15 protein-coding genes are annotated in these 14,591 nt (G+C 66.7%); 6 read left to right on the top strand and 9 right to left on the bottom strand.

From position 1 onward, the window contains the following. Positions 1-45: 45 nt before the first annotated feature. Complete coding sequence (locus tag ABZ677_RS25585; RefSeq protein ID WP_358374490.1) at positions 46-900, bottom strand: universal stress protein; 855 nt, start codon at positions 898-900, stop codon at positions 46-48. Positions 901-919: 19 nt separating this feature from the next. Then, the gene (locus ABZ677_RS25580; protein ID WP_037188136.1) at positions 920-2,422 is read right to left on the bottom strand and encodes an APC family permease; all 1,503 of its coding nucleotides are present in this window, start codon (positions 2,420-2,422) and stop codon (positions 920-922) included. Between the two features lie 244 nt (positions 2,423-2,666). Between ABZ677_RS25580 and ABZ677_RS25575 the strand changes: the two genes are divergently transcribed. Beyond that, the gene (locus tag ABZ677_RS25575) at positions 2,667-3,791 is read left to right on the top strand and encodes an adenosine deaminase (protein WP_358374487.1); all 1,125 of its coding nucleotides are present in this window, start codon (positions 2,667-2,669) and stop codon (positions 3,789-3,791) included. 37 nt (positions 3,792-3,828) lie between these two features. Here the strand turns inward: ABZ677_RS25575 and ABZ677_RS25570 are convergent, their stop codons facing one another. The 5 genes from ABZ677_RS25570 to ABZ677_RS25550 are packed head-to-tail and all read right to left on the bottom strand — an operon-like array spanning position 3,829 to position 7,237. Continuing rightward, positions 3,829-5,097, bottom strand: coding sequence for a primosomal protein (locus ABZ677_RS25570; RefSeq protein ID WP_358374485.1), 1,269 nt, complete (start codon positions 5,095-5,097; stop codon positions 3,829-3,831). A 15-nt stretch (positions 5,098-5,112) separates the two neighbouring features. Continuing rightward, a complete protein-coding gene (locus ABZ677_RS25565; protein ID WP_052047362.1) occupies positions 5,113-5,427 on the bottom strand; it encodes a YbaB/EbfC family nucleoid-associated protein in 315 nt (104 codons plus the stop codon). Then, entirely contained in the window at positions 5,424-5,777 is a 354-nt protein-coding gene (locus ABZ677_RS25560) for a hypothetical protein (protein ID WP_094633751.1), read from the bottom strand. Before ABZ677_RS25560 ends, ABZ677_RS25565 begins: the two co-directional genes overlap by 4 nt. Continuing rightward, positions 5,774-6,898, bottom strand: coding sequence for an NlpC/P60 family protein (locus ABZ677_RS25555; RefSeq protein ID WP_358374481.1), 1,125 nt, complete (start codon positions 6,896-6,898; stop codon positions 5,774-5,776). Before ABZ677_RS25555 ends, ABZ677_RS25560 begins: the two co-directional genes overlap by 4 nt. Positions 6,899-6,904: 6 nt before the next feature. After that, on the bottom strand, positions 6,905-7,237 hold the full coding sequence (locus ABZ677_RS25550; RefSeq protein WP_358374478.1) for a hypothetical protein: 333 nt from the start codon (positions 7,235-7,237) through the stop codon (positions 6,905-6,907). Between the two features lie 133 nt (positions 7,238-7,370). Here ABZ677_RS25550 and upp point away from each other — a divergent pair, with 133 nt between their 5' ends. Both upp and ABZ677_RS25540 read left to right on the top strand, forming a co-directional pair. Beyond that, positions 7,371-7,994: a uracil phosphoribosyltransferase gene (upp, locus tag ABZ677_RS25545; RefSeq protein ID WP_037188128.1), complete on the top strand. Its 624-nt coding sequence runs from the start codon at positions 7,371-7,373 to the stop codon at positions 7,992-7,994. A gap of 80 nt (positions 7,995-8,074) precedes the next feature. Then, positions 8,075-8,923 (top strand): DUF2797 domain-containing protein, encoded by an 849-nt coding sequence (locus tag ABZ677_RS25540; protein ID WP_358374475.1) that lies wholly within the window; start codon positions 8,075-8,077, stop codon positions 8,921-8,923. An 18-nt stretch (positions 8,924-8,941) separates the two neighbouring features. Here the strand turns inward: ABZ677_RS25540 and ABZ677_RS25535 are convergent, their stop codons facing one another. Together ABZ677_RS25535 and ABZ677_RS25530 are read right to left on the bottom strand one after the other, a co-directional pair. Next, on the bottom strand, positions 8,942-10,543 hold the full coding sequence (locus ABZ677_RS25535; protein ID WP_358374472.1) for a phospho-sugar mutase: 1,602 nt from the start codon (positions 10,541-10,543) through the stop codon (positions 8,942-8,944). Continuing rightward, positions 10,540-11,367 carry a purine-nucleoside phosphorylase gene (locus ABZ677_RS25530; RefSeq protein ID WP_358374470.1) on the bottom strand — a complete coding sequence of 276 codons (828 nt, stop codon included), beginning with the start codon at positions 11,365-11,367 and terminating at the stop codon, positions 10,540-10,542. Before ABZ677_RS25530 ends, ABZ677_RS25535 begins: the two co-directional genes overlap by 4 nt. A gap of 73 nt (positions 11,368-11,440) precedes the next feature. Between ABZ677_RS25530 and ABZ677_RS25525 the strand changes: the two genes are divergently transcribed. The 3 genes from ABZ677_RS25525 (at position 11,441) to ABZ677_RS25515 (ending at position 14,581) form a co-directional block, all read left to right on the top strand. Next, complete coding sequence (locus ABZ677_RS25525; protein ID WP_358374467.1) at positions 11,441-12,145, top strand: enoyl-CoA hydratase/isomerase family protein; 705 nt, start codon at positions 11,441-11,443, stop codon at positions 12,143-12,145. A 112-nt stretch (positions 12,146-12,257) separates the two neighbouring features. Beyond that, entirely contained in the window at positions 12,258-13,421 is a 1,164-nt protein-coding gene (locus ABZ677_RS25520; protein ID WP_358374499.1) for a M20 family metallopeptidase, read from the top strand. After that, positions 13,418-14,581 carry a M20 family metallopeptidase gene (locus tag ABZ677_RS25515; RefSeq protein ID WP_094633755.1) on the top strand — a complete coding sequence of 388 codons (1,164 nt, stop codon included), beginning with the start codon at positions 13,418-13,420 and terminating at the stop codon, positions 14,579-14,581. The genes ABZ677_RS25520 and ABZ677_RS25515 overlap by 4 nt, the downstream gene beginning before the upstream one ends. The last annotated feature ends 10 nt before the right edge of the window (positions 14,582-14,591 follow it).

Genomic DNA, 14,591 nt, shown 5'->3' with positions numbered 1-14,591 from the left:
CGGTCGAGTGCTACCGGGGCACTCGACCGCACCACTGCCGTGGCACTAATCGTGCGGAACGACGACCACCGGCACCGGGGCAGCACGCAGAATCTTGGCCGCGCTCGAACCGAGGAACACCCGCTTCGGAGTCGCCAATCGACTCGAGCCGAGGAACAGCACATCGCCCGGCTTCCAGTCGAGGTTGCCCATCGCCTCGTCGAGCGTCGACCCGTCGGCGACGACCGACTCCAGACCGTCGATGTCGGGGAGTGTGCGCACCGCGTGGTCGAGATTGTCCTGCGCGGCAGCGACCTGTCGTCGACGGGTGTCCAGTGACGTCTCGTCGCTCGGTGCCCCGGTCGGCTCGAGCGAGACCAGCGACACCAAGCGGACCGGCACGTGCGCCGCGCTGGCAATGGTGATCGCGAAGGGCAGCGGATTCGGGGCAGAGGTCCGAGTGGGGACGGCGACGGTCAGGTCGGTGATCGGTGCGTTCGAGAGCCGGTAGCCCCGAGGGGCAAGTGCCAGCGGCACTTCCGAGGCATGCAGCAGTTGACTGGCGACCGACCCGATCGAGTGCCGGTTCAGCAGGCCGTCACCCGCACCGCCGACGACGATCATGTCGGCATCGGTGTTCACCGCGAAGTCGATCAACGCGCGGGCGAACGACTCGTGGGAGAGAACGTGTGTGGTCACCTCGATGCCCGACGGCACCTGAGCGGCCGCGTCGTCCACCCAGCCGCGCGCCTTGGCCTCGAGAACTTTGCGGTACGGTCCGCTGCCTTCCATGACCGGTTCGTCGACGGCCATGACCAGCACGATGTCGATGGACGCGTCGAGGGCGCGGGCGAGGGCGGTGGCCAGGGCTACGCCGTCGTCGCCGCTGGGGGTGGCGAGGTAGCCGACGGTGATCTTCATGAGTTTCGGTCCTTCTCTTCTAGTAAGTGTCCGGAACCTTGACTTCGGTGGACGCGGTGAGTGTCTTGCCCTGGAAGAAGTCCCTGTTGCCCACGAAGCACAGCAGCATGAGCGGGATTCCGAGTACCAGCATGCCGACGCCGAGGACGAACACACCGCCGATCGGACCGTAGACGGTGTAACCGTAGTCGGGCTTGATCATGTCGATTGCGCTCTGCACGAACGCCCACGTCATCGACAATCCACCGAGGAACGGGAAGATGCCGCGCATGAACAGGTTTCGCACGGACGTCAGCAGCGTCCGGCGGAAGTACCACGTGCACGCATACGCGGTGATGCCGTAGTAGAACGCGACCGCGAGCCCGAGCGAGGCCACCGAATCCTGCAGCGCGTTGGCGCTGACGAAGGTGAGCACCAGGTAGAACAGCAGGGCCGCGGCACCCATCACGAGCGTGCCGAAGCCGGGCGTCATGTACTTGGGGTGCACGCTGGCGAACCGCTTGGGGATTGCCTCGTACACGGCCATCGACAGTGTTCCGCGGGCCGTGGGCAGGATGGTCGTCTGCGTCGAGGACAGCGCCGAGATGGAGACCGTCAACAGCAGCAGCGACGCGACGATCGACCCGGCGACCGGATCGCCGAGAATGGTGAGCACATCGTCGACGTTGTCCGGGTTGTTCAAGCCGATGCCGGTATCGCCGAAACCGGCGAACGACTGCACGGCGTATCCGACGAGAACATACGTAGCAACGAGGATCAGCGTCGTGATCACTGCGGCCCGTCCCGGCGTCTTCTCCGAGTCCTTGGTTTCTTCGCCGACGGCAAGGCAGGCATCCCATCCCCAGTAGATGAAGATGCACAGGATGATGGCCTGGGCCGCGTCGGACATCGTCACTCCGGTGGGCACCAACCAACTCCACTGGGGCGTGATGGCCTGCGGTCCTGCGGTTCCGGTACCCACCTTGACCAGTGCTGTCACCGAGACTCCGATGAGCACTCCGAACTGCACGACCAGCAGCACGTTCTGCATGCGTTCGCTGATGAGGATGCCGCGGAAGCTGACGTAGGTCATCGAGACGATGAAGAACGAACCGAGAGCGACCTTGGCCGCGGTCGACTCCGCCAACCCCGACAGGCCCAGGAACTCGAACAGATAGATGGCTGCGATCTCGGCGACGTTGGCCAGCACGATGATCGCCGACACGGCCAGCCCCCACCCGGCCATCCAACCGACCCAGGGTCCGAAGGCCTTGGTGCCCCAGGTGAACGAGGTTCCGCAGTCCGGTGTGTCGCGACCGAGTTCGCGGTATGCGAAGGCAGTGAGCAGCATCGGAACGAAGGCGATGAGAAACATGGAGGGCGCTTTGTCGCCGACGGCCAGAACCACGTAACCGAGGGTGGCGGCGAGGCTGTAGGCCGGGGCTACCGCCGACAAGCCGATGACGATGTTGCCGACCAGCCCGAGAGCGCCGGTGTTGAGCCCTTTACCCGGAATGGTGTTCGGCGGTTCCACAGTGGACATAGGTCTCTCCGAGGTTCGAGTCGACCGAGGACGTCGGAGGGGACCCGACGGAATCGGCTGCGCGTGTGTGCAGAACACTACGATTTCCGTCGCCGATCCGCTGTGTATCGACGGAATTGTTTTCATCGGAGTAACAATGCAACGAAATGGGTCGCGGAAGGGGCGGACGTCGGGGGAATCCGCGGACTCGCCGAGTGGCGATGACAGGCGCGCGTGCGCGGGAGCCGCACGCTACCGTCGACACATGAGCACCGCGGAGAACACTCAGTCCTCGATCGGTGGCAGTGCGCCACTCGATCTCGCGTCGATCAGGACAGCTCCCAAGGCATTGCTGCACGATCACCTCGACGGCGGACTCCGCCCGCAGACCGTGTTGGAGCTGGCCGACGAATGCGGTTACGGCGATCTTCCGGCCACCGACGGTGCGGCGCTGGGCGAGTGGTTCCGCGACGCCGCGGACAGTGGCTCGCTGGTGCGGTACCTCGAGACGTTCGCGCACACCGTCGCCGTGATGCAGACCCCCGACGGGCTGTTCCGAGTGGCGCGCGAATGCGCCGAGGATCTGGCCGACGACGGCGTCGTGTACGCCGAGGTGCGCTTCGCACCGGAACAGCACCTCGAGCGTGGACTGACCCTCGACGAGGTCGTCACCCATACGCTCGCCGGCTTCGAAGCGGGGATCTCCGCGGCCAAGGTGCGGGGCAAGAACATCACGATCGGCACCTTGCTCACCGCGATGCGGCACGCGGCGCGTTCGCGGGAGATCGCCGAACTGACGGTCCGGTTCCGCGACCGTGGGGTCGTGGGCTTCGACATCGCCGGTGCCGAAGCGGGCTTTCCTCCCAGTCGCCACCTCGACGCCTTCGAGTACATGCGAGCAAGCAACGCGCACTTCACCATTCACGCGGGAGAGGCGTTCGGTCTGCCGTCGATCCAGGAAGCGGTGGCATTCTGCGGCACCGACAGGCTCGGTCACGGGGTCCGGATCACCGACGACATCACCGTCGGTGCCGATGGCACACCCGAACTCGGTCTGCTCGCCGCGTACGTCCGTGACACGAGAATGCCCCTCGAACTGTGCCCGAGCTCCAACGTCCAGACCGGAGCCGTCGAATCGTTGGCGACGCACCCGTTCGATCTGCTCGCCCGATTGCGATTCCGAGTCACCGTCAACACCGACAACCGGTTGATGAGCGATACCTCGATGAGTCGCGAGATGGCCAAGCTCGTCGAGACCTTCGGCTACGGCTGGAGCGATCTCGAGCGCTTCACCATCAACGCAATGAAGTCGGCGTTCCTGCCGTTCGACGAGCGGCTGGCGCTCATCGACGACGTCATCAAGCCCGGTTACGCAGTTCTGATCGGCTGATCGGCTGATCGGCTGATCGACCAGACCCGGCGGCCGGCTACTTCTTGCGCAGTCGGCTCTCGAACTCACGCTCGAGGGCGCGCCATGCTTCGGCCTCGACGTCGAACGGTGCGCTCGGAGCGAGCCGGTCGGGACTGGGCTCGAGGGCGTACGAGACGTACCAACCCAGTGGGGTGGACGTGGCGAGAGCCTCGTCGACGGAATCATCACCGGCGAATTCGGCGGCGTCGGTGAACAATTCGACGGCCAGGTCGAGTTGTTCGACGTCGACTGCGGTTGGCCCGTCGGCGAGGTCGTCGGCGAGGCCGGGCAGCACGTACACGTTGTCGTCGGTGATCGTGATGTCGAGGGAGCCGTCGATGGCGGCGGTCTGAACATCGGAGTAGGTGCTGACCTGCGCCAGATCGTGATCGTGGTCGTCGGCCAGATACCGGGCCAGCGAACGCTCGGAACCGAAAACGCTGATGGCGCCGCCGCGGCCGAGGAACACCGGCTTGTCGCCGAGGTAGCACCGCAGGGTGTAGAGCGTGTCGTCCGAGGTGATGATGCGAATCGGGTCGATGCCGACCGTGGTCCAGAACGTTTCTTCGGCTGCGGCAGCGGCGATCGGATCGCGGTCCACCTCGGCGGAGTCGTCTTCGTCTTCCTCGTCGTCCGAATCGGAGTCGATGTCGTCGGTGACGTCATCGGCGTCGACGGCGTTCTCGGCGGCTGCGGTGATCTCGGCTTCGGCGACGGCTACGGCTGCGGAGTCGACAGCGGGGGAGGTGACGATGGAGTCGACTGCGTCGAGCACGTCGTCCCAGTGTTTCGCGACCGCTGCACCGATGCGGTCCCACAGTTCACCGCCCTCGCGACCGAGGAAGTTCTCGACGCCTCCGCCGACGGCGCCGACGAAGGGGTTGGAGCCGAAAAAGCTTGTGACAGGTCGCAATTCGCAGACATCGCCGATGGAGGAAACGATGTCGAAGGTGGCCTGCAGTTCGGCGAGAACGTCGGCCTCGGGATCGGAGGCCACCAACTCCGGCACCGCCACCAGATCGAAGCGGTGCAGATCGTCGGGCTCGAGCTCGTGTGCGGCGAGTGCGGAGACCACCGTCCACGACGGATGATCGACGAGATCGTTGTCGTCGTCGGATCTGACGAATGCCGCGAGCTCTGCGACGGTCGAGAATCCGTACAGGTCTTCCTCGTGTCCGAGGAATGCCTCCCACTCGTCGTCGCCTTCTCGCCACTCCGGTGCCCACAGTGTCGAGAAGTCACCGGCGGTGAGACCGAGTTCGATCGGGATGATGTCTCCAGCCATGGCGCGAAGCCTATCTCAGGAGTCTGTGAACGAACCCTGCAGACTTTGCAGGATCGCCTCGCGCTGGTCGAGCGCCGCACGTGCAGCGTCGGCAGCCACTGCGGTGATCGTCGACGCGAGTGCGTGAGCGGCAATCGATCCGAGGTTCTCGGCTAGTTCGAGCTCGACCAGGGCTCCTGATCCATCGGCGACCACGGTCACCAGGTTGTCCGGCGAGGTGAGTCGAATTCTGATGCGGTCCAGTCGCTCGTGCGTTTCGCGGAGTGCATCCAGCCGGTGCTGGGCGCTGCCGACCAGAGCGTCGAGTTCGGTGGTGTGGGCGTGGGTCATACCTGCTTCAACCAACTCGTGGGTGCGGAGTCCTCTGCGAGATCGGCGTTCGCTTCGGCGGCGACTCGGGCACGGGTGGGCAGACCGAGACGATCGAGAACCTCGGTGGGAACACCCTCCTCGGCGAGGAGGGTGCGGCGCTGGGCTCGTGCTGCCGCACTCGCCCGTACGCAGTGCTCGAGAATTGCCGACGCCAATGCGCCTCCGCCGTAACGCAGTTCGCGTTCGTCGATCGCGATCCCGATCGGCAGTCCGTGTTCGGTGGCGCGCACGGTCACCGATCCCGATCGCGTACCCGATACCGCGCTGACGACGGTGATGTCCGAGTCCGTCACTGGCCGGCCCTTCATTCGGTCGGACGGTAGAAGCCCTTGAAGCCCATACCGCTGTTGGTCGTTCTGATCGGTCCCACCTGTACGGGGTCGCCTGCCTCGACGAGCTGACCGTTGCCGATGACCATGGCCACGTGCCCGTCCCAGACTGCGAGGTCACCGGGCATCACCTCACCCGGTGCCACGGCGGAGCCGATGTCCTGTTCCTGTGCCAGACGCGGGATCTCGACGCCCTGCTGTGCGTACGCCCACTGGGTCAGCCCGCTGCAGTCGAGCCCGCTGCCCGGCGTGGTGCCGCCCCACGCGTAGGGCACACCCTGTTGGGTCAGCGCGCTGCGGACGGCACCTGCGGCTTCGGCATTGGGTGCGGTGACGGTGCTGCCGTCGGGTAGTCGTATCTCGACTCCCCGGCCGGTGCTGTCCGGGGTCGGGGAGGGATCGGTGCCCGGATTGCCCAGGTAGTTCTGTGCGCCGCCGCTGCTCGGCGACTCGGCTCCGGCGGCAGGGGAGGAGACGGACTGCGCGAACGTCTTCGCCAACTTCTCGCCTGCCTCGATCACCTGTGATGTCGCGGGCGAGGTCATGAGATTCGAGGGGGAGCCGGGGGTCGGTGTCGGTCCGCCGCCCACGGGGGCGGGAACTGTCGGGGGAGCGGCCAGTTCACCGACTTTCGCGGTGTGGACGGCCAATTCGCCCCGAACGCGCGCCACCACCACGAGAGCTCGCTCGAGGTGTTCGATGGCCGCCGTGATCAGCATGGTCTGGCCGGCCGGGGTGGCGATGATCGGCCCGGCCGACAGTGCGATTCCTACGAACGATCGGACGATCGACTGCAGTTCCAGGAAGCCTTGATTGGTGTCGCGGCAGGCCTGATCGACGACGGCAGCGATATCGTCGGCGTGGTCGGCGAGGGCGATGGCGCTCCTATGAGCGTTCTCGGCGTACCGAATGGCCGCGTCGGCGGCGTCACCGTTCCAGTTCGCAGCGAGCTCGGTGATCGCGACCCTGCCGATTCCCTGCGCCGCCTCGATCGCTGCCGAGGACACACGCAGCACGTCGGCCGGACCGCCGGTGGGGAGCTCACCGTTGCCGAAGGCTCCGAGCAGATCGACGATGGGACGGGCCAGCAGATCGATCATCGGCGCTTACCTCGCGTCCTGCGCGACACCGGCGGCCGAGTCCGCGACGGTTGCGCCGGTGCCGGCATCGGCGAGAGCGTACGACACCGCGGATGCGGCGGCCGCGGAACCGATGCTCGCCACCGTGCCCGCCAGGCGCACCACGGCGTCGGTGTGCGCCAGATGGGTGCCGGTGACCGCACCGAGAAATTCCTGTCCGATCAGACCGAAGACCGGAGCCAACACAGCGGGTCCGCATGCGGCGGCAGCAGCACCTGCCGCGGCGATCTGTTCGGCCATGGTCGACGCCACCGCACCGTATGCGAGGACCCCCTCGGTTTCGACGACGAGCTCGGCCATCGGTGCCCCCTGAGAATGCGATCGATCGACGGTCGCCGAGTGCGACGCCCAACTGGTTCGACGCGGGTACTTGCCATTCGGTTCCCCCGAGTTGCCGTTCGCGTCCTGCCACCGAAGTCCTATCCTTGTCGGCATGGAAACACACGTGGTCGATCACCCACTGGCCGCAGCCCTGCTCACCACGATGCGGGACGAGCGCAGCGACAACGCCACGTTCCGGTCGGCTCTGCGCCAGCTCACCCACATGCTGGTCTACGAGGCCACCCGCGACGCTGCGATCGACACCTTCGAGGTACGTACACCCGTCGCAGTCACCGAGGGCACCAGGCTGGCACGACCGCCGTTGCTGGTCCCGGTCCTGCGCGCAGGCCTCGGCATGGTCGAGAAGGCCAGCAGCCTCATCCCGCAGTCTCGCGTCGGTTTCGTCGGAATGGCCCGAGACGAAGAAACTCACCAGCCCGTGCCGTACATGGAATCTCTGCCCGACGACCTGTCGCAGACGCCCGTCTACGTACTGGACCCGATGCTCGCCACCGGCGGATCCATGGTCCACACCATCGAACTGCTCGTCGGCCGTGGCGCGGCGGACGTGACCGCTATCTGCGTCGTTGCCGCTCCCGAAGGAGTTGCGGCGCTCGAAGCCTCGGGTCTGCCGGTGCGACTGGTGGCAGCGAGCATCGACGACGGTCTCAACGACAATGCCTTCATCGTTCCCGGCCTCGGTGACGCGGGCGATCGCCAGTTCGGTCCGCGCTGACTCCCTCTGTCGCAGGTCGATTGGTTCTCGGCGTCTCCTGGCCCTCGGAGGCAGCACCTGCACCGCGCCCGAGATTGCGGGTGCTCGACGTCGACACCGAGCAGATCGAGTTCCACGAACTGGTCGGCTGCAGGCTCGGCTTCCGCGCGCCGGGTGCGTCGACCGATCGGTACTGCACCGGGCGCATGGCATTTCGGGCCGACGGCCCGCCGCGCTACGTGCCGTGCCCCGGCCGGGAGCGGGCCGTCGCGTCGGGGCAGTGCGCGACGTGCGCCGACAAGGACAGCTTTCGATTCGTGCACACCGTGCATCGCAGCGGATTCGTCTCGCGTGATCTGGAAAAGCATGTCATGCAACCGCATTGGCTGTATCTGGCGGCGTTCGCCAACGGCACCTTCAAGATCGGGACGGCGGCGGACACGCGAAAATGGGGCCGGCTCGCCGAGCAAGGTGCCATCTGCGCGCAGTACGTCGCCCATGCCGACGACGGAAAGGCCGTCCGGGTTGCCGAGGATCTCGTGACCGAATCGATGGGGCTACGGCAGGCGGTGAGGTCCGCGGCGAAAGCCGCCTCGCTGTGTCTGCCGATCGACGTGGACAGGCTCGATGCCGCCACCGCTGCCCGGGCCCAGCAGGTCCGCGAGATGCTGACCGAGGCAGGCATTGCCGGATGCACCCCGATCGACGAACCATGGGCTCCGCCCGCAGGCCGGGAGGCGTTGAGCGAGAACGTCAGCCGCGTCGCCTACCCCGCCGATGTCGCAACCGGCTCGCACGGACTCGAGATCAGGACATGCGTCGGGCAGGCGGTGATCGCGACCGTCGACGACGAGACCTACGTCGTGGATCTTGCGGCATTGAAGGGTCGGCGAATCGAACTCGGGGCCTTCACGTCCGATCTACCCGCGGTGCAGTCGGCGCTGTTCTGAGGTTCCGGTCGTCGACGCCTAGAGGTGCTGGGCGAAGTCGGTCAGTTCGGCCAGAACCTCGGCTGCTGCCGCCCGCGCTCTCGGCAGGTCCTCGGGGCCGTCGACCGGCTCGACCACTTCGAGGTAGGCCTTGAGTTTGGGTTCGGTGCCGGAGGGCCGCACGATCACCCGCAGGCCCGATCCGCTGATCTCGACTGCATCGGTGCGTAATTCGTCGTCGCGCTGGGCGTAGTCGAGCACGGTGACGGCCCGACCGGCCAGTTCCGTCGGCGGTGCGCTGCGCAACCGGTGCATCATGTTCCCGATCTCGGCGAGGTCGTCGACCCGCCGCGAGACCTGCGCACCCAGGTGAACCCCGAACTCGACCGCGAGGTCGTCGAGCACGTCGAGCAGGGTGCGACGATCCTGCTTCAGGTCGGCGGCCAGATCTGCGAGCACCACCGCGGCCGAGATACCGTCCTTGTCGCGCACCACGTTCGGATCGACGCAGTGCCCGATGGCCTCCTCGTAGGCGTACACGAGGCCCTCGCCTGCGCGGACGAGCCATTTGAATCCGGTCAGGGTGCGGGCATAGCGCGCGCCGCGCGCCGGAGCGAGCGCCGAGAGCAGTTGCGACGAGACAATCGTGTTGGCCACCAGTGAGTCGGCGGGCGCATCGGCGAGGAGATGGTTCGCGAGCAGGGCCCCGGTCTCGTCGCCGGTCAGCATGCGCCACCCGCTGTCCGTAGGCACCCCGACCGCACAGCGATCGGCATCGGGGTCGAGGGCGATCGCGATATCGGCGTCGATGTCCGCCGCCAACGCGAGCACGGCGTCGGCAGCTCCGGGCTCCTCGGGGTTGGGAAACGTGACGGTCGGAAACGCTGGATCGGGCTCGAACTGCTCCTCGACCACCTGGATATCGCGGAACCCCGCACCGCGTAGTGCTGCCATCGCGAGCTCACCGCCGACGCCGTGCAGTGGGGTGAGTGCGATTCGGATGTCTCGACGCGTCGAATGTGGCAGTGCAACAACTGAATCGAGGTATCGAGCCGCGATGTCGGAGCCGCCGGGCTGGACGATCGCGCGCGGAACCTCGATCGCGTCGGGAGTGGCCGCGATGAGCGCTTCGATCTGGGCGTCGCTCGGCGGGATCAGTTGCGAGCCGCCGCGGAGATACACCTTGTACCCGTTGTCCGCGGCGGGATTGTGCGACGCGGTGATCTGCACGCCGAGCTCGGCATCGAGTGCCCGTACCGCGAAGGCGACGACGGGGGTCGGCAGCGGCCGAGGCAGCATCACCACGGAAAAGCCCTTGGCGGAGAAGGTTTCGGCGGCCGCGAATGCGAACTGTTCGGAGCCGTTCCTGGCGTCGCGACCGACCACGACCGTGGACCCGCCCAGACCGTTCTCGATCAACCAGGCCGCGATGCCGGCCGAGGTCTTCGTCACCACCGCCACGTTCATTCCGTTGGGTCCCGCGCGCACCGGGCCACGAAGACCTGCGGTACCGAACGTCAGGGGACCGCTGAACCTGTCGGCGAGTTCGGCATCGGGCAGACCGTCGAGTTCCTCGCGAGCAGCGGGGTCGGGATCGCCTGCGATCCATCGTTGTACTCGCTCGGTGAGATCCTCGGTCACAGGCGGGAGACCAATTCGTGCAGGAGCGATCCCATGCGGGCAGCGGACTCCTTGCCTGCAGCGAGTACTTCGGTGTGGTTCAGGTGCTCTCCGGTCATGCCGGCCGCGAGATTGGTCACCAGCGAGATGCCCAGGACGCGTGCGCCTTTCGCTCGTGCGGCAATCGTCTCGTGCACCGTCGACATACCCACGAGGTCTGCGCCGAGCGTGCGCAGCATCCTGATCTCGGCGGGCGTCTCGTAGTGCGGACCGGGCAGGCCTGCATAGACGCCGTCCTCGAGCGACGGATCGATCTCGGCCGCGAGGGCCCGGAGTTCGGGGGAGTACGCGTCGACCAGATCGACGAACTCGGCCCCGACGAGGGGCGAGCGAGCCGTCAGGTTGAGGTGGTCCGAGATCAGCACGGGCTGTCCGACGCTCATGCCGTCTCGGATACCGCCTGCAGCGTTGGTGAGCACGACGGTCGTGGCACCTGCCGCGATCGCGGTACGCACGGGATGCACGACGCGTCGCAGGTCGTGCCCCTCGTAGGCATGCGTGCGTCCCTGCAGCAGCAGGGTGTGGGTGCCGCCGACGTCCACCGAGGTGATGGTGCCGGAGTGGCCCGACGCCGACGGTGGCGCGAAACCGGGCAGGTCGGCCATGCGCACGGTTGCGGTGGGGGAGCCGAAGACGTCGGCTGCCGCCTGCCATCCAGAACCGAGAACGATAGCCACGGTGTGGGTGTCGACCCCGGTTGCCGCGGCGAGTGCGTCGGCGGCGGTGCGCGCAGCACCCTCGGGATCGGTCACGGGGTCGGTCGCATGTGCGTCGGTTGTTGCCACGATGAACAACAGTAGGAGATCGACGCCACGGATGTGCGACCGGCGGAAGTTACCGTTGGGTAGTATCCGCTGCATGCCTTATCTCGAACGCGACGGCGACGTCCACATCCTGTTCCTCGGTGCCCAGAACGGGGCGGACAATCCCGAGAATCGGTTCCATCCGGACTGGATCGACGCCACCCATGCGTTGCTCGACGAGGTCGAGGCCTCGACCGGTCCGGCCGCGCTGGTCACCACGTCGGCGGGCAAGTTCTACAGCAACGGCCTCGACACCGACTGGCTGTTCGCCAACCTGGACAAGATCACCTGGTATCTCGACCGCGTCCACACTCTCTACACCCGGCTCCTGGCGTTTCCGATGGCCACCGTCGCCGCGGTGCAGGGGCACGCATTCGGCGCGGGCGCGATGTTCGCCACCTCGCACGACTTCCGCATCCAGCGCGTCGATCGCGGCTTCTACTGCCTGCCCGAGGTGAACCTGAACATGCCGTTCACCGTCGGAATGTCTGCTCTGATCAACTCCCGGCTGCCCAAGCAGACCGCCGTCGAGGCCATGACGACCGGTCGCCGTTACGGCGGTGCCGACGCCGTGGCCGCCGGAATCGTCGAGGCAACGGCAGCGGAGGAGTCGCTGGTGTTCGACGCGGTCGCCAAGGCGGCGGCGTTGACGAGCACCCGAGGTGCGAACCTGGCCGGGATCAAGAGTCGTATGCACGTGGATCTGCTCGCCGCGCTGAACACCGCGACCGACGACAGCAACTTCAGCTTCGGGAAGTAGCAGGACCGACTTCACCCACGACTGAAGCACAGCTGTTCCGACACTCGGTCGCGCTAGTGACACACTGTCTCTCGTGATCGACGAATCGAACAGTGCTGCCGTGGGCGAGGCGATGGATCGCGCCCTGGCCACCGCCACCGACGAAGTGGTCGCGCTCTCGCACTCGATCCACGCGGAACCGGAGCTGGCGTTCGCCGAGCATCGCAGCGTCGCCAAGATCCTCGACACGCTCCGAGTCCACGATTTCGAGGTCGAGACGGCCGTCGCAGGTATGGACACCGCGTTCACCGCGTCGTTCGGCAGCGGCGATCTGGTGATCGGTATCTGCGCGGAGTACGACGCTCTGCCCGAGATCGGTCATGCGTGCGGGCACAACATCATCGCGGCCTCGGCTGTGGGTGCTGCGCTCGCGCTCGCGCCGGTCGCCGACGCTCTCGGCATCACCGTGCGAGTGCTCGGTACCCCGGCCGAGGAGACCGGCGGCGGCAAGGTGTTGATGCTCGAGCGAGGAGTGTTCGACGGCGTCGGCGCGGCGTTGATGGTCCATCCCGGCCCATTCGACATCGTGGGTGCGACCTCGCTGGCGCTGGCGGACATCGCCGTGAAGTTCACCGGCCGTGCCGCGCACGCCTCGGCAGCTCCCGAATGGGGAATCAACGCGGGCGATGCGGTGACCATCAGTCAGGTGGCACTCGGGCTGCTGCGGCAGCACCTCTCGCCGGGTCAGCAGTTGCACGGCATCGTCAGCGACGGGGGTGTGGCACCGAACATCGTGCCCGGCCACGCCGAGTTGCTCTACTACCTGCGCGCGAACACCACCGAATCGCTGCACGCTCTGACGGCGAAGACGTACGCGTGTTTCGAGGCAGGAGCGATCGCCACGGGGTGCACTCACGAGATCCGCACGGTGTCGCCCACCTACGCGGCGTTGACACCCGATTCGTGGCTGGTCGCAGCTTTTCGGCAGGAGATCGAAGCGTTGGGCCGGTCGCCCCTGGCTCCGGATTTGGAAGGATTTCGCCCGTTGGGCAGCACAGACATGGGAAACGTGACGAATGTTCTACCCGGTATTCATCCCGTCGTCGGACTCGATGCAGGAGGGGCGGTGACGCATCAGCCGGAGTTCGCCGCGGCGTGTGTCACCGAGTCGGCCGATCGAGCGTTGCTCGACGGAGCTCTCGGTCTCGCCAGAACTGCCGCGCGTGCCGCAGCCGATCCCGGTACTCGCGCCCGCCTGCTCGACGGCGTGATCGCTCGCTCGGCGGCGCAGTCGTGAGTACCCGCGAAGACGCGATCGATCGGTGGATCAACGCGCATACTTCCGATCTGTCTCAGTGGCGTCGGCACATTCACGCCAATCCGGAACTCGCTCGACGCGAATTCGCCACCACTGCGTTCGTCATGGAGCATCTCGAAGCAGCGGGTCTGTCGCCCAAGCCGCTCCCCGGCGGAACGGGGTTGATCTGCGACATCGGACCCGACGGTCCCCGGGTGGCGTTGCGGGCGGACATGGACGCCCTGCCCCTGCAGGAGAACACCGGCGCGGTGTACTCGTCGACCGTGCCTGGGGTGTCGCACGCCTGTGGGCACGACGCGCACACCACGGTGCTGCTCGCGACCGGGCTGGCGCTGGCGTCATTGCCGGACCTGCAGTACGGGGTGCGCCTGATCTTTCAGCCCGCCGAGGAGGTCATGCCTGGCGGTGCCCTCGACGCGGTGGCCGCGGGCGCGCTCGACGGCGTCACGAAAATCTTTGCGCTGCACTGTGATCCGCGGCTCGAGGTGGGGCAGGTCGGTCTGCGCCTCGGTGCGATCACCTCTGCGGCCGATACCGTCGAGCTTCGGCTGGATTCACCCGGCGGACACACCTCTCGGCCGCACCTGACCACCGATCTCATCTACGCACTGGGCACCGTCATCACCGGTCTGCCCGGGATGTTGAGCAGGCGAATCGACCCGCGGACCAGCACGGTCATGGTGTGGGGAGCGGTGGTCGCGGGCCAGGCCCCCAATGCCATACCGCAGACCGGCATGCTGACCGGTACCGTCCGCACCGGCGACCACGAGACCTGGGCATTGCTCGAACCTTTGGTCCGCGAGATCGTCACCGGCTTGCTGGCACCCACCGGGGTGCAGTTCGAGTTGCATTACCGTCGCGGCGTGCCTCCCGTGGTGAACGATGCGGCCTCCACGCACACGTTCGAGAAGGCGATCGGCCGGGTCGGACCCGACGCGTTGGCCGACACCGCGCAGTCCGGCGGTGGCGAGGATTTCTCGTGGTACCTCGAACGAGTACCGGGCGCGATGGCTCGACTCGGTGTGTGGCCGGGCACCGGACCGCAACTCGACATCCACCAACCCACGTTCGATCTCGACGAACGAGCACTGGCCGTGGGCGTGAAGGTGATGACCGGAATCGCGCTGGATCCGACCTAGGGACAGGGAA

The organism is Rhodococcus sp. NPDC006774 (assembly GCF_040636045.1).
GTDB lineage: Bacteria > Actinomycetota > Actinomycetes > Mycobacteriales > Mycobacteriaceae > Rhodococcoides.
This window is presented reverse-complemented; position numbering and strand designations above follow the sequence as displayed.